25 protein-coding genes are annotated in these 23,337 nt (G+C 42.1%); 5 read left to right on the plus strand and 20 right to left on the minus strand.

The annotated features are described in order from the left end of the window. The first annotated feature begins 114 nt into the window (after positions 1-114). A complete protein-coding gene (locus tag F7R24_RS13340; protein WP_276613256.1) occupies positions 115-339 on the plus strand; it encodes a type II toxin-antitoxin system TacA family antitoxin in 225 nt (74 codons plus the stop codon). A 537-nt stretch (positions 340-876) separates the two neighbouring features. Here the strand turns inward: F7R24_RS13340 and F7R24_RS13350 are convergent. The 16 genes from F7R24_RS13350 to rfaH form a co-directional block, all read right to left on the minus strand. Then, positions 877-2,829, minus strand: a complete 1,953-nt coding sequence (locus tag F7R24_RS13350; RefSeq protein ID WP_240776121.1) for a polysaccharide biosynthesis protein — start codon at positions 2,827-2,829, stop codon at positions 877-879. A gap of 39 nt (positions 2,830-2,868) precedes the next feature. After that, positions 2,869-3,462, minus strand: a complete 594-nt coding sequence (locus F7R24_RS13355; RefSeq protein WP_151671764.1) for a sugar transferase — start codon at positions 3,460-3,462, stop codon at positions 2,869-2,871. Then, entirely contained in the window at positions 3,459-4,637 is a 1,179-nt protein-coding gene (locus F7R24_RS13360; protein WP_151671765.1) for a DegT/DnrJ/EryC1/StrS family aminotransferase, read from the minus strand. The genes F7R24_RS13355 and F7R24_RS13360 overlap by 4 nt, the downstream gene beginning before the upstream one ends. Positions 4,638-4,649: 12 nt before the next feature. Then, positions 4,650-5,078, minus strand: coding sequence for an HIT family protein (locus tag F7R24_RS13365; protein WP_151671766.1), 429 nt, complete (start codon positions 5,076-5,078; stop codon positions 4,650-4,652). Between the two features lie 22 nt (positions 5,079-5,100). Beyond that, positions 5,101-6,336: a hypothetical protein gene (locus F7R24_RS13370; RefSeq protein WP_151671767.1), complete on the minus strand. Its 1,236-nt coding sequence runs from the start codon at positions 6,334-6,336 to the stop codon at positions 5,101-5,103. A 6-nt stretch (positions 6,337-6,342) separates the two neighbouring features. Then, the gene (locus tag F7R24_RS13375; RefSeq protein ID WP_206057560.1) at positions 6,343-7,485 is read right to left on the minus strand and encodes a hypothetical protein; all 1,143 of its coding nucleotides are present in this window, start codon (positions 7,483-7,485) and stop codon (positions 6,343-6,345) included. A 310-nt stretch (positions 7,486-7,795) separates the two neighbouring features. After that, on the minus strand, positions 7,796-8,104 hold the full coding sequence (locus tag F7R24_RS13380; protein ID WP_151671768.1) for a hypothetical protein: 309 nt from the start codon (positions 8,102-8,104) through the stop codon (positions 7,796-7,798). A 352-nt stretch (positions 8,105-8,456) separates the two neighbouring features. Next, positions 8,457-9,731, minus strand: a complete 1,275-nt coding sequence (locus F7R24_RS13385) for a LicD family protein (protein ID WP_151671769.1) — start codon at positions 9,729-9,731, stop codon at positions 8,457-8,459. Then, positions 9,721-10,722, minus strand: a complete 1,002-nt coding sequence (locus F7R24_RS13390; protein WP_168926838.1) for an asparagine synthase-related protein — start codon at positions 10,720-10,722, stop codon at positions 9,721-9,723. Before F7R24_RS13390 ends, F7R24_RS13385 begins: the two co-directional genes overlap by 11 nt. Before the next feature lie 30 nt (positions 10,723-10,752). Further along, a complete protein-coding gene (locus F7R24_RS13395; RefSeq protein WP_151671771.1) occupies positions 10,753-11,169 on the minus strand; it encodes an FAD synthase family protein in 417 nt (138 codons plus the stop codon). Then, positions 11,166-12,881: a hypothetical protein gene (locus F7R24_RS13400; protein ID WP_151671772.1), complete on the minus strand. Its 1,716-nt coding sequence runs from the start codon at positions 12,879-12,881 to the stop codon at positions 11,166-11,168. The genes F7R24_RS13395 and F7R24_RS13400 overlap by 4 nt, the downstream gene beginning before the upstream one ends. Positions 12,882-13,029: 148 nt before the next feature. Next, positions 13,030-14,364: an MBL fold metallo-hydrolase RNA specificity domain-containing protein gene (locus F7R24_RS13405; RefSeq protein ID WP_151671773.1), complete on the minus strand. Its 1,335-nt coding sequence runs from the start codon at positions 14,362-14,364 to the stop codon at positions 13,030-13,032. 158 nt (positions 14,365-14,522) lie between these two features. Continuing rightward, entirely contained in the window at positions 14,523-14,771 is a 249-nt protein-coding gene (locus F7R24_RS13410; protein WP_151671774.1) for a DUF2442 domain-containing protein, read from the minus strand. 17 nt (positions 14,772-14,788) lie between these two features. After that, positions 14,789-15,043, minus strand: coding sequence for a DUF4160 domain-containing protein (locus tag F7R24_RS15015; protein ID WP_420812991.1), 255 nt, complete (start codon positions 15,041-15,043; stop codon positions 14,789-14,791). A 17-nt stretch (positions 15,044-15,060) separates the two neighbouring features. After that, complete coding sequence (locus tag F7R24_RS13420) at positions 15,061-16,227, minus strand: nucleotide sugar dehydrogenase (RefSeq protein WP_151671776.1); 1,167 nt, start codon at positions 16,225-16,227, stop codon at positions 15,061-15,063. 175 nt (positions 16,228-16,402) lie between these two features. Next, complete coding sequence (gene rfaH, locus F7R24_RS13425) at positions 16,403-16,897, minus strand: transcription/translation regulatory transformer protein RfaH (protein WP_151671777.1); 495 nt, start codon at positions 16,895-16,897, stop codon at positions 16,403-16,405. 450 nt (positions 16,898-17,347) lie between these two features. Here rfaH and F7R24_RS13430 point away from each other — a divergent pair, with 450 nt between their 5' ends. The 4 genes from F7R24_RS13430 to F7R24_RS13445 all read left to right on the plus strand — a co-directional run bounded on the left by F7R24_RS13430 (position 17,348) and on the right by F7R24_RS13445 (position 19,923). Beyond that, positions 17,348-17,590: a helix-turn-helix domain-containing protein gene (locus tag F7R24_RS13430; protein WP_151671778.1), complete on the plus strand. Its 243-nt coding sequence runs from the start codon at positions 17,348-17,350 to the stop codon at positions 17,588-17,590. Continuing rightward, complete coding sequence (locus tag F7R24_RS13435; protein ID WP_151671779.1) at positions 17,580-18,752, plus strand: type II toxin-antitoxin system HipA family toxin; 1,173 nt, start codon at positions 17,580-17,582, stop codon at positions 18,750-18,752. The genes F7R24_RS13430 and F7R24_RS13435 overlap by 11 nt, the downstream gene beginning before the upstream one ends. Positions 18,753-18,856: 104 nt before the next feature. Further along, entirely contained in the window at positions 18,857-19,255 is a 399-nt protein-coding gene (locus tag F7R24_RS13440) for an antitoxin Xre-like helix-turn-helix domain-containing protein (RefSeq protein WP_151671780.1), read from the plus strand. A 44-nt stretch (positions 19,256-19,299) separates the two neighbouring features. Continuing rightward, positions 19,300-19,923 carry an RES family NAD+ phosphorylase gene (locus tag F7R24_RS13445; RefSeq protein WP_240776123.1) on the plus strand — a complete coding sequence of 208 codons (624 nt, stop codon included), beginning with the start codon at positions 19,300-19,302 and terminating at the stop codon, positions 19,921-19,923. Here the strand turns inward: F7R24_RS13445 and F7R24_RS13450 are convergent. From F7R24_RS13450 to F7R24_RS13465, 4 genes are all read right to left on the minus strand, one after another. Then, a complete protein-coding gene (locus tag F7R24_RS13450) occupies positions 19,918-20,853 on the minus strand; it encodes a 5-oxoprolinase subunit C family protein (protein ID WP_151671782.1) in 936 nt (311 codons plus the stop codon). The two genes, F7R24_RS13445 and F7R24_RS13450, sit on opposite strands and share 6 nt — an antisense overlap. Next, complete coding sequence (gene pxpB, locus F7R24_RS13455) at positions 20,846-21,550, minus strand: 5-oxoprolinase subunit PxpB (protein WP_151671783.1); 705 nt, start codon at positions 21,548-21,550, stop codon at positions 20,846-20,848. Before pxpB ends, F7R24_RS13450 begins: the two co-directional genes overlap by 8 nt. Next, the gene (locus tag F7R24_RS13460; protein ID WP_151671784.1) at positions 21,547-22,281 is read right to left on the minus strand and encodes a 5-oxoprolinase subunit PxpA; all 735 of its coding nucleotides are present in this window, start codon (positions 22,279-22,281) and stop codon (positions 21,547-21,549) included. Before F7R24_RS13460 ends, pxpB begins: the two co-directional genes overlap by 4 nt. 78 nt (positions 22,282-22,359) lie before the next feature. Beyond that, a complete protein-coding gene (locus F7R24_RS13465; RefSeq protein ID WP_151671785.1) occupies positions 22,360-23,157 on the minus strand; it encodes an enoyl-CoA hydratase in 798 nt (265 codons plus the stop codon). Between the last annotated feature and the right edge of the window lie 180 nt (positions 23,158-23,337).

The following is a 23,337-nucleotide window of genomic DNA, read 5'->3' on the forward strand; positions in this document are numbered from 1 at the left end:
CATCGCAGAAGCCGATACGCTAGAGAAACTCGAACAACTCTTGCCATGGAATGCTCCGCTTGAGAAAGCTTCAAAAAAAGTGACTCAGTACAGCTAGGGGTAGAGTGCTGATTTATTGGCACTTACGCTGAGCACACTGGAGCCAGTGTTTCGCAGTTCATGATTGAAGCGGCAATGGAAAAAGCATGCAACGTTATTCAGGAAACTGAAACATTACATCTTTCAGTGACTAGTGCAGATGCCTTGTTTGCCGCCTTAGATAATCCACCTAAACCAAACAGTAAACTGCTGAAAGCCACACAGCATTACAAGGAAACGGTGAATGTCGATAATCATTGAAGAAATAAATCGGCAACATAAACGAAAGGGATTTGATAGTGGTGTCACATAACTAAATCTATTTTTTACAACAACAAGCCAGACAGAAAACCGCAAAGAACATATCAAAAACCTGCTTAGCCTGCCGTGAAGCAGCCCCCATTGCTATCATTGACTATTACACCCTGACCGGCTATTCAGTGACAACGCCACTGGCTCACAATCACTATGCAAACTATCCTCATCCACTCAGCGCTGTAAAATTAGCACGATTAAGTAGATCGCTCACAACAAGCTCAGCGCATAGGTGAACGGTTACTGATTGACGCTATCTATCGAACGGCACTGGTCGCACACCAAATTTCTGTAATAGGTTTATTTGTTGACCCGATGACTCCGGACGTCATTCCCTTTTACCAATAGTATGGTTTCTTGCCTGCCGATTCTGGTGATAAGATTCGGCCTGAAATGTGGCTGCCCATTAAGACCTGTATAAAAATTGCTAGTCTCTGATCCTCGTTTGAATTGTTACTTCAACCCTCATCTCCTCATCTCGCTTTACCGCATTTCCGATTGCTTAACCAAGTCTATTGCTAGCCAGTCAACCATGGCGGTGGATGGTTTGAAGCCAGCAACCGCCTTTTCCAGTTGGAAACGCGCTTCAGTTGAGTCGTGTTGATCCAGTGCATACTGGATACCTGACAAGACTCTTTGCAAATCATCCGAGGAGAGTTTTTCTTCTAAAGCGCGCATAATTTTGGGATGATCAGTACCAATCACATCATCACCAATCAGTAACTCCTCGTAAAGCTTTTCTCCGGGTCGAAGTCCAGTAAAGATGATCTCGATGTCGCCATCGGGATGCTTATCATCGCACACTTCATAACCCATCAAACGAATCATACGTCTGGCTAAATCAACAATCGGAACGGACTCACCCATATCGAGCACAAACACATCACCGCCCTTCGCCATAGAACCAGCTTGAATCACCAGAGATGCCGCTTCTGGTATGGTCATAAAGTAACGGGTAATATCCGGATGGGTGACGGTAACAGGCCCTCCCTCCTCTATTTGCTTACGAAATAACGGAACCACCGAGCCCGATGAGCCTAACACATTACCAAATCGAACCATGGAAAAAATGGTATTTGAAGACTGTGTTGCTAAGTCTTGGAGAATAAGCTCAGCTAAACGCTTAGTTGCTCCCATTACATTGGTAGGACGCACTGCCTTATCCGTAGACACCAGCACAAAACGCTCTACACCCAGTTTTTGTGCCGATTTAGCCAACACCAAGGTACCTAATGTGTTATTACGAATCCCCTCAAGGACGTTGTGCTCAACCAATGGTACGTGTTTATAAGCCGCTGCATGGTAAATGGTTTGAACTTGAAAGCGTTGAATTGTATCTTCTATGCGCGGCACATCACACACGGAACCCAGCATCGAAATATATGGCACATCATAACTTTTTTTACTTAATAACGAGGAAACCTCTTGCTCTAGAGAATAAAGCGCATACTCACTTAACTCATAAAGGACCAAGCACTTAGGCTCGTATTTGAGTATTTGTCGACAAAGCTCTGAGCCAATAGACCCTCCCGCCCCTGTCACCATGACCACTTTGTTACGGACACTAGCATCTATTAACGGTTTAATGGGGGGAACAGGATCACGGCCTAGCAGGTCTTCAATAGCCACGTCACGAAGGTTAACAACGGACTCACCAGACACAATCTCATGCATCGGTGGGACGGTTCGAACATGCACAGGAAAATTACTTAAACGATTCAAAATTCGTTTACGTTGCTTGGGGGTGGCGGACGGCATTGCCAACAACACTGAATCAATTTTGCGCCCTTGTATTAACGACTGAACCTGTCCAGGTTTGAAGACTTTTAAACCTGCAACAGAACTGCCCCATAGGCTTGGATCATCATCAATAAAACCGATACAGCAAAGTTCGTGAGTACCAGACAAGGCTTTGGCTAACTGCACACCACTTGAACCAGCGCCGTATATGAGTACCGATTCTTTTTCTAAAAAACGGTTCATTAACCAGTGATAGTAGCTACGCATTAATAAGCGCGTACCACCAACATAAACAAAGGCAAGCAGGGCAAAATTGATCGGGATAGATCGAGGGAAGGGTTGAATTCTGAAAACAAAGGCTGCAGCCCAGAGCGATAGCGATAAGATACTGACGCCAGCAACTACCGTCCAGATCGCTTGTGAACCCATATAGCGAACGACGGCTCGATAGAGGCCTAACTTAATAAAGACAGCTATACCAAAAACAGGTACCCACAGGAAAAGCCAAATGGCAGGCTCAAGAAAACGAACAGGCCAAAAGTCATGAAACCGTAACACATAAGCGGTATAAAGAGCGAAAGGCAAAACAATAAGGTCAGCTAACACCATGATCCAGCGTTTTTTACCACGCTCCATCGACAGCAATCGCAGATGGATGGGTTGCTTTAATGAGTCTGGTGTTTCTGCTTTACGCATCATTTACCCAATGTGTTAAGTATGAATCATAAAAACCTATTAACGAGCCATAATTTTATGAATAGTCTTATAAATAATCTTTAAATCCTTTATCCATGAATGGCTTTTCACATAAGCTTCATAATACTGCAACTTCTGAGGAAGTACATAGCGAATGTATGCCTCTTTAGGATCATCATACTGTCCGAGAATTTGATTCTCATCGACCATCATGATCGACGCCTCATCCGTAATGCCAGGTCTGACCGATAGCACAACCTCTTTCTGATGAGGTGTGTAATAATCGACAAACTCCTGCACTTCGGGTCTTGGCCCAACCAAACTCATGGTTCCACGCAACACATCAATAAGCTGGGGTAACTCATCTATCTTATAGTGGCGAAGAAAATGACCGACTTTGGTAATCCGCTGATCATTGCCTACAGTTAAACGCCCCTTTTGCTCCGAATCCGTCGACATGGTACGAAACTTAAAGATACGAAACGGGACACCATAACGCCCTACTCTTTCTTGACGAAAAAAAACTGGTCCTTTTGAGTCCAGTTTTATCCAAATCGATATAACGAGAAATAACGGTAGAAGGAGGATCAAGCCAATGCTTGAAAGCAGAAGATCCAGTAAGCGTTTCATCATTCCTGTGCTAATACCCTTTTTAAGGCTTCAACAACACGTACGACATCCTCGGACTGCATACTTGGAAACAGTGGCAGTGAAACCTCTTGCTCAAAAGCCGCCTGAGCAATGGGAAAGTTAGCAGGCGTCACATGACAACATGACTGCCAGTAAGGATGCAGGTGAAGCGGGATAAAATGAACAGAGCAACCGACGCCCGCTTCAGCCATACGCTCAATAAAGCGATCACGGGTAATAGCCGACTGATCCAGCAAACGAATAGGGTACAGATGCCTCGCCTGAAGATCACCCGATGGCGCATCCGTGGGAAGCCTTAAAGGTAGGTCCTTTAGCAACTGGTTGTATTCTTGTGCTAAACGTTCACGTGCAAGATGAAATTGATCGATTTTTTTAAGCTGTTGAATACCTATCGCCGCAGCGATATCCGTTAAATTGTACTTGAACCCGGGCGCGATCACCTCATAAAACCAATTAGGTTTATTCGACTGGTAACGGTCAAAAATATCTTTGCTAATACCATGCAAGCGCATGACCTTCGCTCGCTCTGCAATCCTTGAATGACGAGTAACCAGCATACCGCCCTCACCTGTGGTCATCGTTTTATTAGCATAAAAACTAAATACACAGGCATCACTGCCCAGGGTACCCACTTTTTTTCCTGCCCAGGTGGTCGGCAATGCATGTGCCGCATCTTCCACTACCCGTAATTGATACTTTTCAGCGAGTTGTAAAATCTGCCCCATATCACAGGCTAAACCAGCAAAATGTACGGGGATGATCATACGTGTGCTGGGTGTGATGGCCGCCTCTATAGCAATAGGGTCGATATTAAATGTATCAGGTTGGATATCGACCAATACCGGCGTAGCGCCCATGTAACGCACAACTTCAGCGGTAGCCGTAAAAGTATAGGTCGGGATAATGACCTCATCACCAGGACCAATCCCTAAGGCTTCAAGCGCCAAGTGTAGCCCAGCTGTCGCTGAGTTCACGGCTACAGAATAGATTGACGCATCACTTTCATTACCCGTGAGGTAATGAGAAAAGTCCTGCTCAAACTGCTTGGCTTTAGGGCCAGTTGTTACCCAACCAGAACGCAGTGTATCAACCACTTCAGCAATTTCTTCTTCGCTGATTTCTGGTCGAGAAAAGGGTAAAAACGAATCTTGTGTCAAAGTGAGTCCCTGCTATTGCACCAATTCACGGTAAATGGCGGCGTTTACATCGGCTAAAATGTCGGTTGGCACAACACTTGGTGGTTTAGGCCAATCAGCATCCTTCCATTCTCGACCTGCAAACTCGACCGTTCGATCATATCTCGGAAAAATATGAAAGTGTAACAGTGGGTCTTGCATCATTAAGCACAAAACATTCAGACGCACCGCTCCCCAACGGGCCTTAACTAACTTTTCAGCAACTCCAAGCAATTCAGCCATGTGCAAGGATTGATCTTCACTTAAGCTTGAGAAGTCGTACACTTCATGCTTAACACTCAGAACCATGGAGCCTAATGTTAATTGCTGAGGACGTATAGATAGTACCCAATGATCATTCTCAACTAAGGTTAAATCATCTAACTGAAATTTTTTGCGAAAAAGCGCTAATTCATTTTGCATGATAACCTCTTTTCACTTCCTATTAGGATGAAAACCAATTTAGGTTCATCTTATTATCACATATCACATTTTGCTGTCTCATTTGCGCTAACACATTATCGAAACCAGCAATGTCTTGTTGTTCTAGATGCCAGGCCAAACGACGTAAAAATAATGCAACACTCAACAAATTAGGTGCGACCACTAAGTTATGACGACCACTAGAGCAGTTAAAGGATTTCACAGGTGTTTGCCAGTCACCATAGGCTTCTGTTAAGTAACGGTCCGCTTCTAAAGGCCCAAATACTTCAACATCACGTAATTGATACAGATGCCATTGCCAAGGCAAATGCTCCCATCGGTGCATCATAGAACCATGCCATAAGTAACCTTTTTCCCGATACAGTATTGAAAAGTCTACTGCGATACCGTTCTTATGTACTGCTTTAACCAGGACTGGCAATCTGATCAATGACCACTGTTCATCTTTGTACTGCAATTGACGTTGCCAAGTCGTCTCAACTGATTGAAAAAATTGAGAGTTTTCTAATATTTCGACTAAGGCTGTAATGTTTGTACACTCTGCCTTGAGACCTAAATCAATATCAAAATCATGAGCAAGGAAATCACCTTCCCGGTACAGTCCTAAAAAGGTGCCGGATAGTGTGCACCATCGCCATTCCTGTAAAGGTAGCAAGTCTGAAACCGCTAACAAAGCAACCTCTGCATCGTCTCTGGCAAAGTCACCTTCGCGATCGTTTACAGTGGCTTTCTCAAATTGACTGATTGGGGAGGTCTGCGCTTGTGTACGTTTATCTATTAAACCTTTAAGCGTTGTATTCAAGGCTAAACAAAACTGAGCTAAATACCCCCCCTGTTTAGCGTTTTTTTGTGCTATTGCTTCATGGACCACTTGGGCCATCGCAAACAAAGAGGACACGGCATATTCAACCTGAGGAAGCTTACCTGAACGTTGATCTAACCAAGCTTGAAATGCTTGGCATTCGCTCAAAGTCATTCCATCGACCACCACAAAAAAAGGATCGTTACCAGGCTTACCAATCGGTAGCCAACTACGACAGGTGTACCAATAGGCTAAACGCATGCCATCTTTAAAATGATCATGCCAGAAAACACGACTTATATGTCGCGCAAGTACCCAACGTTGCGTGATGAATAAACAGCCAAAAAATCCTAATACTGTAAAAAAAGATCTTTCAACAATATTGTGCTGACGATTTAAGTAACGGAGTAACTGATAGTTTTTACTAGGTGACAAGAATATTTACCATTCACAATTAGCTTCATATTCCTCGAGAGGATACAGAGGATAAAGACCGGTAGCGATCAATTGACCCGCGCCTGGATGATCGAATCGTTTACGCTCTATTTGTGCCTGCATTGCATGATAATCAACGGGAGTAATACATACCGAATTAAGCTTACGCTTGACGAAGAGAGGCGTTTTCTGTGATGCATTTGAGTAGGTAGGGTCTGGAACTTTCCAGCCTTCACCATAATAGGCCGCTAAAAAGGATTCTGAGTGACGGGGTATGTCCACATCAACCCCTCGAAGTTGTTCTGTACGTACAGGGTTAAAGTCCGAAAGGTTTAAGGGTAATCGTGCCTGTTTGTGCGCCCAAATATGCTCATCTTCATACCAAACAGGTCGAACATCCAAATGAACATCGGGTTTATCATCCTTCAACCTTAAACGAAAAAGACGTCCATTACGATTAAAGCTACAGGTAAACCCAGCCAAAACCAAGTCAACCACTAGCTGCATTGTTTCTTTCTTCACTTCATTAGCCGACTGCTTGTGTGAAATATAGCCACAGTCAAAGTCATCATCACCTTGTATAAAGTCACCTTCACGAACAAGACCAAGCAAAGTGCCATACATCAAAAACAAAGGGGAACCAAAGGTGTGGGTAAAATATTGTCTAGCCTCTGTATAAATCATCAAATAGCGCATTTGTCGCTGATGAATCACATCAGGCGTTAATGCAAGAAACCCTTTTTTACCGATACGTCCACCAGCATCGAGAAAGCTGAAGATTGAACCATCTGCATGCGGTAAGGTCAGTTTCAAGCTTTCAAAGCCATTTACGCTCAAGTTATGGCCTTCAACTGTTTTGATACACAAATAACTTGTATTTGGGAAACGAGATAAAACCTCACGTTTTAACTGAAAATGAAAAAAAGGTGGGATAAAGCGTTTACGATGTAATGGCAAAGTTCTAATACATTGATCGTTTAACCATAACTCAACATATTTTTCTTTAGTTACATTAGGCTTAACAAAGCCATCTAAACGCAAACCTAAATGAGTAAAATTCGCTTCAAAAACACCAGTTTGACGCTGAGATTGTATTTGATCTTTATATTGGATGTGTGAGTGTAGCAGAGGATCTTCTACACGAGACATACCATGAGCCTGTGTATATGTATGTTCAAGTGAAAATTGGCACTGTTGGAAAAAGCTAAAAACCTTGTTAGATTTTGTGTTCTTGCTAGCAGATACAGCATTATTTAGCAATACGAGAGATAGTTTTCGCAAGCCAAACTTGAATGAAATTAAACCAAAAATTACAAAAACACCTGCAAGGCTATTTCGCCATGTCAGTAAAAAACGGGCGTGGCGCTTAAGCGAATGAAGTAGGTGCATCATAAAATTTTTCTCAGTTTGCGTGAAGTTACAACCGTTAACTGTCAAGATATTTGTCACCCTGTCGATTTTATGCAGCCATCTGCACTGTCTCAGTGACCAATATTCGCTCTGAATTCAAAGTCACTAATGCGCCCGATTCCCAGTTACGGGTGCGACCGCTCCAGCACACAGGATGTACAGCCCTGGCGACGAGGTTGAGTGCATATCGCTGCGCCAGTATCACTTTTTCCTCTCCGGTATGAAGCTGCATCATTATCACGCACCGGATAGCGCTGTGACGATGTTCATGGACGTACCACTGCAGAAAGCCTAGAACCATCTGCTGAGTTGTCGTGAGATCATAAAAGCCCTTGGCAGGCGCTGGACGTTCAGCCAAAGGGCTCTCTATAGTCCGCTTTAATCTCAACTGCCCTCATCCAGACTTCATGCGTTAGAACCGAGATCCCTATAGCTTAACATGTAGCGGTCAGGGTTGAGCCGTATTATAGGCATAAGTTGTCCGATGTATTTGTGATATTGGATACTGATCAAGCCCCCTGATAACGGCCTCACGTCGCTCTTCTGAGTAACCAAGTATACACATCACCAAACGCACGTAAATGTTTAAGTGAGTTTAACGAAAGGCGCAACAACCATCCTGAAATTATCAGTAAGCAATTGATTTAAAATGGGTTACTGAAAAAAAACCATACCAAGTACTTTTTAGTTATTTATGGTCTGAATGGTTACTAATCATCTTGTAAATCTATAAAATCACTCAAAGGAAGTAACTGCTTGGGTATAAAGTTATGTGAGCAGTCACCTCTTATAGATTTTTTAATTTCCTTTAACTCTTTAATACTGAATGTAGTTAATGACAAGTGTTTGTGTACTTTTTCAGGTATGGAAACTGATGCATTACTGTATGATGGATCCGGAATTCTCCACGTACTACCATAGTTTTGCATTAAAAAGGTTTCAGCATTTTTAGGAATTAACACGCGTATACCATTCACTTCTCTGTAAATAGCAGGTAAGAAGTCATCTTTAGTCATATCTAAGCACGCTTGTAAGTGAGCCCAAGTTTTTCCATCTTGATACCAAACAGCTCTGACATCGAGACGTGATGTATGACTGCTTAAGCTATCCCATACACAGAAAGCCCTTCCTCTCCCATTTACGCTCACGATAAAACCATTTTCAACTAAAGCCATCATAATTTTTATCAGATCTTTTTTTACAGACTCCTGAGAGTAAGCATCAAGGTAAAATCCGACATCAAAGTCATCATCATGCTCTATTAACTTTCCATCCCTAACAATTCCTAGCAGAGTTCCGTAAAGCGCAAATAACTCAATACCAAACCTTTCTTTAAGAAAACAACTAACTCTTTCGTACAATAAAACCTGTTGATTTTGAACCTGAATGTTTTTAGAAATTGTATAAACTGGGAAACCCTTTTTATTTAAAACCCTAATATCACAAGGCACTTCTAAATTTATGCCAATAGGATTTATAAAAGCAAAAATAGGATCGGGTTGAATCAATTTACCACAGTTAAAGTTAGCTCTGAATTTAATATAGAAGGATCTAGGTAAAAATTTTAATGACGACCTCCTAATAAAGTACTTTACAGTTGAGTATCTACTACCTTTTTTCAGATTTATAGCCCTTAAGAGAAATTCATTACACAATAACTCAACACTATCAATATTATAATAACTCGGACATGAGAATTTTACTAGAAGACCTACAGGTGATCTAACTACACTAAACTTAATGCCACTAATTTTAATATATGTATCATCAAACCTAAAAATCGAAAGATCTACCAGAGGATCATTGAACTCGTTGCCGAAATGATTAGCCAATAAAAAATTTCTTTTAAACTCATAATATCTTGCTTTTTTAATTAATCTGTTACTTGATGTCACATTAAAACAATATATTAGCAAATCATATACGTACTTTATATTCATTCCTAATAATGAAATAATTTTTCGCTTCAGCAATTTAAAACTCATTACAAACCTCTTGATGATGCCATAAATCAAGTGAATATATTAGAAACACCTGAGGGAAGTTAAGTTTTCTAAAGTCGATTGATTTAAAAATCTGAGTTTTTGGCAGAAAAAATCTTAGAGCGTCAGGTGGCTTTTGCATTCCAATCTTCTTTGGCGGCAGCATACCATAATTATGCTCAAAAAGATTGCTAATCATGTACTTAGGCTCTGAAAGATTTCTTTCCTCATCGAACTCGAATAAGAATTCTGAGTAAGGTGCCACATGCGCACAACCTCCAAAGGATATTGCATTATCAAATGCAAATCTCTCAACACCTATTTCCGCCAGAATCTTCCGACTATTAACAACTAACTTACCTTCTACCTGCTTTAAATAGTTTTCAAACACATAATCTGGATTTACACTCTCTTTTAAAATTTTACTTGCCTTCAAATATTTTTTCTCATATTTTTTGATTATTTCGTCTACACTACAATCACCTCGAAATCTTGCAAACCCTCCTTGCTTGGTATCTGCACCTCCACCTGTGATTATTTCAGTATAACCTTGAGAAGCTATATGTTTCGAAGCCAAATAGAAAATTGGTTCAGCCGGGCTCAAAGGCATTTTTTTATTCTTCATCAAAGCATTAATAGAACTAAGATAATCAGATGAATTTATCATGATAACTTCATGTTCTATTTTGTACTTCAAGCAGTATTCTTTTGCAATTTCAACCTCCGAAAACCTATCCCCCTCATGAAGTATCGTGAATGCTTTTGTTTGCTTCGAAACATATGGAAGTATTGAAGCACTATCCATACCACTACTAAGGAGTATTGCAGGTGAGGCTAAACAGTCAAGCTTACTCTTGATAATTTCTTCTGCAATTTTTATTGAATTAACTTTTGGTAGTACATCAAGCACACTTTCATGTGGTTCAAAACCTGTATAAAAACTTCGAAATAAAAGATATTCAGTATACTGTTTTTTTTGCGTTTCGCTTAGCATATCTATCATCATTATTATTTAATTAAAAATTTAGCTTATCTTTTCAAGGACTTCACGCAATTTTGTACTTGATGTATGTTTAGTATAAGGGAAATATACAATCTCAACACCCACCTCGCCAAACTCTTTCTCTATCTCGTTCCACTTATCAGTGCCTTTCCAATCATCACCTACAAACATTTTATTGAAGCGAAGATTATTCCATGCTTCAAATTTATCCATGTTGGTTTGTGGTACAACTTCATCAACAAACTTTATATGCTCAACAATTTCCATTCTTTCCAAAAAAGGGATGATTGGTTTTTTTCCTTTACGCGACTCACTCAACTCATCTGTTGTCACACCTACTATTAAATAGTCACATTCCAACTTCGCTTTCTTAAGAAGATTTAAATGTCCAATATGGAATAAATCATATACACCAGTTGTATAACCAATCTTTTTCATTTCTTCTCAACACCTTTCACTGCTTTTTCAGATTTCATAATAAGTAAAATAGCTTTCTTGTAATTTTGTCCAATAATAGCTTGCTCTATCTTTGCTAAATTATTCACCCATAAAACATCTTCTAAACTGGTGTGTGATCCTGATATTACTTCATCCAGTGTAGATTTAATAGTTTCAAGCCTAGGCAAATAGTACCCTAAGGGTACTATTTGCCATCTACCCCAAAAAATTAATCCTTCTCTATCCATTTCACTTTTGTGAGAAATAGTATTACTTGCACGCATTTCTGAATTAGCAATATAAAGAGGCATCTTTGATAGCCTTTTGAGTGTTATATTTAGCCCATTAATAAAATGATCGAGTGCTAATTGCTCTTCCTCTGTTTCAACTGCAATTCTAGCCCTTTCAAAAAACTCTGCATTGAAACGACGCCACATCATTTGGTGACTCAACTTGTAATCTTGCACCAGTTGCTTGGGTGGTCTTACCATCCACTGCTTTTTTAAAACTGATAAAGCCGATTTACGCCACTGTGGAAGCGTAAACGTCACTCCCGTAACATATTCAACTATCTTGCAGAAAAACTCTTCTACTTTAAAACTCGTCACTAACTCAGGTGCGTTAAGCGATTCACGACTGATATATTTGAATAAGTGTTCTTCTCGTTCGAATAGGTGTTTATTTCGGTAACTGACTACATTTAATCTTAAAAATTCTTGCTCACCACCGTTAGCAGGTGTTGCCACAATTTTAAAACTATATAGCCCTCGAATAGATTGATCCTCCCACTTTACATCTACTTGGTAAGTCGCATATTTTTCTGGTAGATGCGCACGCACTAATGCCTCGCGCTGGGGCTTTTGAAAAAGGTCTTGTAAAGCATTTCGTGTCGGAAGCTCTTTTCTGGTTATCTTTCCACTTCGAAACATGAGTGGATCTACTTGTGCTCGATCACTTCTTAGCGAAATACTTCCATATATTAAACTGTAGCTAGCCTTTGAACTGCGCTTAAGTAATACAATTGAAACGAGGGAAAGCAATAGATTGGGACCCCCTCCGACAATGTAAGGGTGTATGATTAACAGAAAGCCTGCCAAGAATAATGTCGATGTCACGACACTGATATAGAGCTTCGCGTTATTTTCAATCCAACTCGGGTTGAATTCCTTTCCTGTAGACAACCAAATGATTGTGATCATGAGCCATATTAGTGCTAAAGCCAGTAGTTTTAATACTAAGCCCGTATTAATGATGCTAATAACTAACAACATTAAAAAAAGCAGCAGACCTTCTGCCGTTAGGCCTGTCACTTGTCCATAATATTTTTGTGCTATACGTTCTTGATTACCTGCTACTGACAATGCGTTTGCATTTTGTAACACCAGCTTACCACCTTTCAATGACATACGCTTAGTCAGAGCTTCCAGTGATAGGTGTAGTATATAACTTACAATAGCGCCAAGTGTGAGACCGATGATCCATCCATCTTTATCAGCTGAATCTATAAAGAATGCAAAATAGCGAGGGACTCCATCAGAGCCAGCCAGTAAAACGACTTTTAAGGGAAGTAAAAATGCCAATAGTTTTGCAACATTGGATACCACAGTGGCACCAATGACAAAAAGTGTCCAGAATGGACGCGTTTTGAGGCACACTTTGTTCAGGCGGGCAAACCAGACAACAAATGTTCTGGTTTCATTCATCAAATTCATGGAGTGCTATGTAATTCCTTTACGCTGGCTAGATACCCAACCGTTAAGCAGGCTACCGCAGGGCATGTGCGAATGGCGCACTACCTTGTAGCGTTTGAAATAAGGGTAAAATTGTAACCGTACTGAAGGGAGCAATGGTATCTATACTTTAGCTAATGTTTGATTTTACTACTTTTTGTAACGCTTGTTTAAGTGAATCTTTAGCCTTTTGGCTGCCATGCACGAGTTTTATCTCGTTTGGTTTATGCCTCATCCCTTTCACAAACCTAACCAGCCCATTTTGATCCGCATGGCCTGAATAACCACCAATCGTGTCGACTTTGGCTTTAATGGTGTAGCGTTCACCATCGAGTTCCACATAGCCATTTCTAGGGCCATATTGTTGGATGATGCGACCGGGTGTGCCTTCTGCTTGATAGCCTACAAACAATATGTCGTGTCGTTCATCGCCTAGCATGGCTTTCAAGTAGTTGACGATTCTTCCCGCGGTACACATGCCACTGCCAGAGATGACTATCGCAGGTCGCCCTGAGGTCGCTAGGTGATGAACCATTTTTAAATGATCATCGTGACTTTCGACGGTGAGTAGATTGTCAAAGGCCAACGGTTTACGCCCTGCTTTGAGTCTTTCGTGTGCTTCTTCATTCCAAAAGGGCTTGAGTTCACGATAGATCTGAGTAAATCGACTGGCTAAGGGTGAGTCCAGTATGACGGGAAGCTGTCCGTCGAGTATCTCTTCAAACTCATACAGCAATTCTTGCGTGCGGCCGATGCTAAAGGCCGGTATTAGCACAGTCCCTTGGTTTTCCAGTGCATGATCAATGGCGGCTTTGAGTCGCTGCTTACGAGTCGCTCGGTTTTCGTGGTTGCGATCACCGTAGGTACTTTCTAGTACCAATATATCGGCTTTGTAAGGTGGCTTCGGCGCCGGTAGCAAGGGTGTATGAGGTGCACCAAGATCACCTGAAAAAACGATACGTGTTTTGTTAACGTTAATTTCGACATAGGCCGAGCCTAAAATATGCCCTGCTCGTTGTAGTCTAATTTTTGTGCTGTTTTCTGCTGTATCTTTAAGCGTAAACCATTGCTTGTAAGGCAGAGCAACGAGGCGTGATTCAATGGTTTTCAGGTATTTTTCAACCAGGTGTTTCTGGCGGCTGATACTGAGTTTAAATGCATCTTCAAGCACCAGCGGGAGCAATTTAGCTGATGGTTGTGAGCAAATAATCGGCCCTTCAAAACCAGCTGCCAGCAACCAAGGGATACGTCCCACATGATCTATATGTACATGGGTGACAATCAGGGCTTTGACGCTGCTGATGTCAAAATTTATGTCGAGTTGTTGTGTATTGTGCTCGTTGGCTTCGTTGCCTTGAAAGATGCCGCAGTCGATGAGTAAGCTGTGGTATTCATCAATGTGTAGCTGATGGCAAGAGCCAGTGACGCCATCTTTTGCGCCGTGATGTTGTATTGGTATGTTCATGGTAGTCCGTTACCGGGTTGGGTTAGCTAGTTAACTCATCCACTTGATTGAGTAAACCATAGACAAATTGTTTAAGAACATCTAAATTTTTAAATTCTGTCGTTAGCACATCTAAAAACACGTCAGGATCTTTACTTGGTTAGGGGATAGACACATTGTTATGCTGCTAACTCATCGATCGGTTTTGATTTGATATAAAGCGTATCTGGTGAAATATCTAACTCACCAGGCCAACATACTGTATCCCATTGAACATAAGCTTGATTAAAAACCGTTCCATTTCTTAACTTAATGAAAACACCTTTATTTAGGTATTCTGTAGCATCAAATATACGCTTTTGTTGATCACTGAAGGTTAAAAGAAGTTTGAAATTTTCGAGCACTTCTACCTCAATTACTTTGTGCATAATTACCTCCAAGAAATTTATCTTAACGGCTCTATCTTATACGGTTCCTGTCCATTAATAGCTAATTCCCAGTTAGCTAACAACTCTTCTCTATGAATTTCTATCCATGCTTGTATCAATTTTATCTTTGTTGATGGTAGCGAACCTGACAAACACTCTCCATCTAATATTGAGAAGGATGCACTTTGGCTCTGATATCTAGCATGTATATGTGGGATGTGATGTCTCTCATTATCAAAATAGTATAGTTGAATCAAGACACCATAAAACATGGATATGGTAGGCACTATCAATCGCTCCCAAACAGATCCCGTGTGTAGACTTTGTCCATTACATCGGTCAGTGCATCCGATGGACGGTTGGCCACAATCACATCACTGATCTGTTTGAATTCTTCAAGATCACGAACCACGCGGGAGTTGAAGAAGTTGTCTTCTTCGATTACGGGCTCGTAAACCACCACTTCTATACCCTTGGCTTTGATACGCTTCATCACGCCCTGTATCGCTGAGGCGCGGAAGTTGTCGGAACCGGATTTCATCACCAGTCGATAGATTCCAACAACTTTGGGGTTACGCTTTAAGATCGATTGGGCGATAAAGTCTTTACGGGTGGTGTTGGCATCAACAATGGCACGAATCAGGTTGCTCGGAACTTCGTCGTAGTTCGCCAGCAGCTGCTTGGTGTCTTTGGGTAAGCAGTAACCACCATAACCAAAACTGGGGTTGTTGTAGTGATCACCGATACGCGGATCTAAGCCCACACCTTCGATAATCTGTTTGGTGTTTAAACCGTGCGACTCTGCATAGGTATCCAATTCATTAAAATAGGCCACTCGCATGGCTAGGTAGGTGTTGGCAAAGAGTTTAATCGCTTCTGCTTCGGTGGAATCAGTAAATAAAACAGGAGCGTCTTTTTTGATTGCACCTTGTTGTAAAAGATTGGCGAAAGTTTCTGCACGTGTGGATTGCTCACCCACGATTATACGCGAAGGATATAGGTTATCGTAAAGCGCTTTGCCTTCGCGTAAGAACTCTGGTGAGAAGATTAAATTTTGTGTACCAAATCGCTCGCAAGCATCGACTGTGTAGCCTACGGGAACGGTTGATTTGATCACCATAGTTGCAACAGGGTTGATGGCCATAACCTGCTGGATGACTGCTTCAACACTTTTAGTATTGAAGTAATTAGTCTTAGGATCGTAGTCGGTAGGCGTAGCGATGATAACGAAGTCAGCGTCTTGATAGGCCTCTTGCGCATTCAGTGTTGCCCGAAAATTTAACTTTTTGTTCTGTAAAAAATCTTCAATTTCAGCATCGACAATAGGCGATTGCTTTTGATTTAGCAGGTTAACTTTTTCTTCAATGATATCTACCGCGACCACTTCATTGTGTTGTGCCAGCAGCATGGCGTTGGAAAGACCTACATAGCCGGTACCGGCAATGGCAATTTTCATATCCGTATTGACTCCGAGGTGTCTTAAATCAGCGTTTCGTTGCGTACTTTTGATTAACAGGCAGGCTACCGCAGGGCATGTGCATTGCTGCACTACCTTCCCTGCGTTTAATTTGTGGTCTTATTGTACCCCCGAATGGAGTAGTGAGGGAACCTTGGATTGCTGCTCTTTAGCGCTATTGCGCTTTGGATACACTTCCTATAGGGATTGTCAGCTTTTGCTGTTTATTGAGGAAATTCAGTAGGATAATGACACGTTCGTTGCCATCATAGGATTCAAAAATGGCTTCCAATCCAGCGAAAGGCCCTTCTTTGATGAGGATTTTTTCACCCTCATTTAGCGCAGCAAGCATTTCTTGCTGGGCGCAACGCTGCTTCAAGAGTTCGACCAGGCCATTATCAACAGCAACGGGATAACCGCCAAAGGCCACCAGCTTGGTCACGCCTCGCGTAGAACGAATGGGTTGCCAGTTATCTTCCCACTGATCCATATGGATAAATAGGTAACCAGGGAATAAGGGTTCTTGCACTAGACGACGCTTACGGTTACGAATTTTTTCCACACCGATCATAGGTAGAAAGCATTCGTAAGACTGATTTTCAAGATTTTCCAGCGCTCGTTGCGTTTCACCAACCTTACACTGCACTAGATACCATTCACGATCAGCCACTTACTTACTCCATTTTCTTTGTAAAACATGAGCATAGTATAAGTCAGTTGTTTGGATTAACAAGGGTTTATTAGAGGCGGGAAAGTGAGAGGTTCACGTTGCATCCTTGCTCGATCCCCTCTCGCACTAAACACTCCTTGTCTAGCGTCTACCCCATGATTGGAGCAGATGTCAGATCACTTCTATCGTTGAAGTCTTAGGCCAGTCCTTGGCCGATCTGATGTTGTAACTTTAATGTTACACATATCGTAAGGATATAGGAGTTTTTCCTAAAATTGGTTATTTTAGTTACTAAATTCACTTAATTTGATCTGTGTCAATTTATACCTTTACATCCATTTGACACGCCGTGAATAGATCCCTGTAAGCTAGATTACGCTGAATATTTAGACTAATATACTTTACACATATGAATTAAAATAAATTTATGTAAAGTATTTTATACAAAAAATGGACTATATCGAACTCGGTCAACAGATCTCTCACTTGCGTAGAGCCAAAAAGCTGACCCAAGAACAATTGGCAAGTTATGCCGGCATATCTAGGGCGACGCTTAATGCCTTGGAAAACGGGCGCATTGGGGATGTGGGAACACGCAAACTGATCAAGATACTGGATATTTTAGGTTTCGAGATACGACTTCGAGAGAAGTCACCCTTTCCAACCTATGAGGAGCTGAGGGATGGAGAATAGCTTGGATCTATTCGTCAATAACGAAGCTACAGGGCAGCTGGCCAAGGAAAAGAAACAGTTTGTCTTTAACTATGATCAAGATTCTTTTGAAAATCATTTTGTTTCGTTAACCATGCCAAAGCGCCTATCAAGCTACGTAAGCCATGGCACACTTCATCCACTCTTCGAAATGCACCTGCCGGAGGGTTATCTTCGCTCTGTTATACAAAAGCATTTTAGTAAGCTGACTGATACCGATGATTTTGGTCTTTTAAGGCTGTTAGCACCGAGTATTCATGGAAGAGTGTCCTATAATAGATCAGTACCGGATGATTCAATTCATGATAGCTCTGTTACGTTGAGTGAATTGCTTCACCCAATGGATAAGCAATTATTTAAAGAACTTGTTGGACGCTTTGCGCTTAAATCAGCATTGAGTGGTGTCCAGCCAAAGGTACTGGCCCAGATTCTTAACAAAGCATCTTTATCATTTGAAGAGTATATCGTGAAAGCCTGGGGCCCTGAGTATCCCGAACTGGCACTGAATGAATATTTCTGCATGAAGGCGGTTAAACACGCGAAAATCCCGGTACCCGAGTTTTATTTATCTGATGACGATGCGCTTTTTATCATGAAGCGTTTCGATCTCAATGAACAGCCACCCCACCCCGGTTTTGAGGATATGTGTGTTTTACAGGCAAAGCATCGAGATGATAAATACAGCGGCAGTTATGAACAGGTTGCCAAGACGATTAAGTTATTTGTTTCACCTCATCATAAGCAATTCTCTTTAGTTCAGTTTTTTAAAATGATTGTGATGAATACTCGATTACAAAATGGTGATGCTCATTTAAAAAACTTCGGGTTACTCTATGATTCAATTGAGGATATTCGACTATCTCCAGCATACGATGTGGTGAGTACAACCTGCTACATTAAACACGATATTGCCGCCCTGACATTGATGGGTAGTAAAAAATGGTGGGGTAAAAAATATCTTATTGATTTTGGTGTGAATGCGTGCCAACTGAGCATGAAGCAAGCTAATCAGGCTTATGACGAGTGTATTGCTGCGTTAAAAGACACTGCTATTTTGGTCGAAACAAGACTAAACCAAGAAGTGCATGAAGACAAAATAGCCGTTCTTAGTCATTTGCTTGGGAGGATGCGGTCAGATGATTGAATTCAACAACTCTACGCAAGGTCAATATCTCAAATGGGTTTAAATATTGAAATAAATCCCATATGGAGCTACTATATGACTACCGTTATGTAGAGGAGTTCATGATGACAACAGTAGCAGAGACTAAACCTTCCTCTCAAATCAATCATGCTGCGGCTTTTAAATTGGGTAACAATATCCTAGATAACTGGGGATGTTCCGCTGCACAGAAGCATGCCATATTGGGAATTCCCAGAAGCTCATTTCATCGTTACCTAAAAGACCCTAGCACAGTAACATTAAGCAATGATCAGCTTGAACGCCTAAGCTATCTTGCCAATATTCATCAAGCATTACGAATCGTCTTCTCTAATCCGGATAACGTTTATGGTTTTATGAGTATGATCAATCATAACCCATTTTTTAACGGCCGCTCACCACTCTCTATCATCAGCTCGGGTAACTTTGGTGCTTTGTATGAGGTATTCAAGCGAATCGACAGCATGAGAAATGGGCAATGGTAGAAAACCAAGAATATATCACTTTATCCGGGCAGGAGTCCTGTCGAATGGTGAATTCGAAGTTTCCTCCCACTACATTATTTGACGATGTTATGGATTCTGAAGACTTTGATACGGCTTATGCCTTGCAAGCATTGACGAATCCTAGAATTCTCAATGAGCTGGGTGATCTGAATCTTATTCAGAAAAACGAAATTCCCTACGGCATTTCTGGGGCGAACTATGCTACCGCTCCATTCACCCATGTTAACCCACAAGGTTCACGATTTAGCGATGGATCATTTGGAATACTCTACCTAGCTGATACCGCCAAAACCGCTATTGCAGAGACACGATATCATCAGGAGAATTACTTACGTAACATCGAAGGACTTCATTACGACACGATAGATATGCGATTCATCAAAGTAATTTTTTCAGCGAAGTTGATTGATGCGGTTGTAATGGATGCCATACACGCACCCGATGATTACACACTATCCAGAACTTTTGGCGCTAAGGTTAAGCAATCTGGCGATGCGGGTATTCAATATCATTCTGTCAGAAATAATGGTGCTATTTGCTGGGCATTGATGTCTCCGATGTATGTAGAGTCGGCCGTGCAGACAAGACACTTTGAGTTTATTTATGATGGAAGGGGTATTTCAACGGTTCGAGAACTTCAACTATGAACGCTTACTATTGAAACACCGCAATTTCCTCTCAAACAACCTTCTTTCAATTTGCACCGTCGCCACATCCGAAAGCTCAAACCTAACCTGCTTGCCCGGCGCTTGTTGGCTTAGCAAACTGCAATCTAATGATCCGACACATCCCAATTTAGGATAGCCTCCGATGGTTTGTCGATCTTTGAGTAGCACTATGGGTTGGCCGTCCGGTGGTACTTGAATGGCACCCATGGCGATGCCTTCAGAGATGAGTTGTTGGTTAGCAGCCATCACTGCAGGGCCTTCTAAGCGATAGCCCATGCGGTCAATTCGTTGCGACACAATGTATTCGCTGGTAAAAAAGCGTCGCTTGGCGGTTTCAGAAAACTGTTCGTATTGATAACTGGGTAATACTTTTAGAATCAGCTCAGCGTTGTAATTAGGAATCCATTGAGGTTTCAGTGTTTGCATGGGCGCTTCTGAATTGGCTTGATACGCAAGCTGCTGCCCTGCCTTTAACTTATCGCCATCTAATCCACCCAGTTTTTCTCTTAACACGGTAGAACGACTGCCAAATTGAATCGGCGTCTGCCAGCCCTCTGCAATCGCTAAATAAGCGCGCAATCCTGTTTCTGGCGAGTTAAAACAAATTCGATCGCCTTTTTTCACTGCCAAGCTTTGCCAATTAGCAACAGCTTGACCATTCAGGGTACAGCCTAAGTCGGCTCCCGTGATGGCAATACAGGTGGCTTGTTCAAACTCGGCCTCGAAATCACCCATGAGAATTTCAATACAGGCTGCATTCGACGGATTATTGAGCAGTGCATTTGCCCAACGAAAGGCGATTTCATCCAGCGCGCCGCCTTCCGACAAACCGCTGCGAAAATAGCCCTGACGGCCAAGGTCTTGAAGCGTGGATTGCCAACCGGGTTTGATGATGTGTAAGTTAGCCAAGTTGACCTCCTAGTTCTAGGAAGGTGGCTTTGTCTATGGATAGGAAACGCACTCTATCACCCACCTGAAGCAGTGCTGCCTTATCACCTCGACTGATATCAAACAAACGCGTCGGACTGCGACCAATGATGTTCCAACCACCCGGCGATTGAGCGGGATACACGGATGTCTGTGTATCAGCAATTCCAACACTGCCTGCGGCGACCGCTTTACGAGGGGTCTTTTGTCTTGGCGTTGCCAGGGCAGCATTAACACTTCCCATATAAGCAAAACCCGGCATAAAGCCGCTTGCAAAGACTCGATATTCTTTGGCTGTATGAAGTTGAATGAGTTCAGCGTGACTCATCTGTTTATCACTCGCCATTTCTTCCAAGTCATAACCGACTTCAGGATCATACCAAACCGGCAGTTCGATCAATCGTCCCAAGGATTCAAGAGTGTTAACTTCATGATTTTGGTTTGTGCCTACTTCTTGGGTAATTTGCCTAAGCGTTTTTAGCATCCACAAGTCGTCAACTTTGTTCAGATCATAGATACAGAGTAAGGTGGTGTAGGAAGGAATCAAATCAATTAGCGCATCACCTAAGATCTCTTCAATAGCTGATGATAGTTTAGCGATCACCGCCGTGAGTGATTCGCTAATCTGATCACCCACTTGAATCAAGCAGGCGTTTTCTGAAACCGAGCTGACCTTCACAACTGTTTACCTATCGCATCACGAATGGCTTTAACGACCGCAATGGAGGCTTCGTTATCCCCGTGAATACAGAGACTATCGACTGGCAGGTCTAACCAATGATCATTGATCGATCTAACACCACTTCGATGCGCGAAGGATTCCGCTTGTGCGATCACTTTTGCTGGCTCATGGTAAACGCTGCCCTCTATAGCCCGGGAAACCAGTTGCCCTTCATCGGTATAAGCTCGATCTGCAAAGGCTTCAAATATGATGGGTAAACCTATGTCATTGGCCATGGCGTTATGATCAGCATGAGCCATGCTAACAGGAAGCATCAAAGCTACACCTTCATGCCTTGCCACTGCTTCCATAATCGTTTTGAGCATCTCGGTCGACTTCATCATGTCATTATTCATCGCACCATGGGGCTTCACATATTGGATATGTGTTCCGAATGCTTCACAGATACTGTTTAAGGCCCCCATTTGATACCAGATCAATGCTTTTAACTCATCAGCGCTACAAGCCATGGAGCGACGTCCAAAGCCAACCAAATCTGGATAAGCGGGATGTGCGCCTATCTCAACATTATGTTTGCAGGCCAACTCAACCGTTTTTAGCATCGTCAGAGGGTCAGAGGCATGAAATCCACAGGCTATGTTCGCCTGATCAATCAAGGGCATGACGGCTTCATCCATGCCCATTTTCCATACCCCAAAGCTTTCGCCTAAATCGCAGTTGAGTTTCATGTCCGACCCCTAAGTGATAGGTTTTCTAATGCACGAAATTTATCAATCTAATCATTTCACAGTAGTGTTAATCCCTGATTATTTATGTTGCCATTGAGGCTGACGCTTATTGATAAAAGCATCAATACCCTCTTTTGCATCCTGAGCCAACATATTTTCAACCATCACTTGTGAAGCATAGTCATAGGCATCGGAAAGCGTCATTTCTCGTTGAGCGTAGAAGGCTTTTTTGCCCGTTGCCAACGTCATGCTCGACTTTGACGCAATTTTACTGGCCATCGCACTGGTAGCTTCTAGTAGCGAATCTGCTGGGACCACTTGATTAATCAACCCCATTTCTAACGCTCTAGGAGCCGAAATCATGTCGCCCGTCAGTAACATTTCCATGGCGTGTTTATTGCCCACATTACGTGACAAAGCCACCATTGGTGTGGAGCAAAATAATCCAATATGGACACCGGGGGTGCTGAATTGAGATTTGTCAGAAGATACGGCCAAATCGCAACTCGCCACCAACTGACAACCCGCTGCGGTAGCGATGCCGTCTACCTCTGCAATAACCGGCTTGGGACAATTCACAATGGCTTGCATCATGCTTGCACACATCTGCATGATTTTACTGAAGTACGCCCTTCCGCCATCCTCATTCACTCTGGCAGCGGTTAACTCTTTGAGGTTATGGCCAGAACAAAACGCAGGGCCTTCAGCCGCTAAGATAATGACTTTGACTGTAGGATCGGTTGAAGCAGTGGCAAAATGTTCCGATAAACACGCTAACATTGCTTCCGATAAAGAGTTGCGGGTACTTGCATCACAGAGAGTGAGTCGCTGCACACCTTGGCTGTCAATTTGAGTTTTTACAAGATTGTTAGACATACAGTTCTATTCCTTACGCATTGTTATTTTCATGCGATGGTATAGAAATGACTGCCTAAGGTGCAAACTTAAAGGGTAGATTTATTGGATATCTAGGGACAAGATAAATATGCATAGAGAATGAGCCAAGCCAAACGTTTCTGTATGTTGGCCTAGCTCATAGAGGATGATTTACTGAAC

It is taken from the genome of Nitrincola schmidtii (genome assembly GCF_008973715.1).
GTDB classification, from domain to species: Bacteria; Pseudomonadota; Gammaproteobacteria; order Pseudomonadales; family Balneatricaceae; genus Nitrincola; species Nitrincola schmidtii.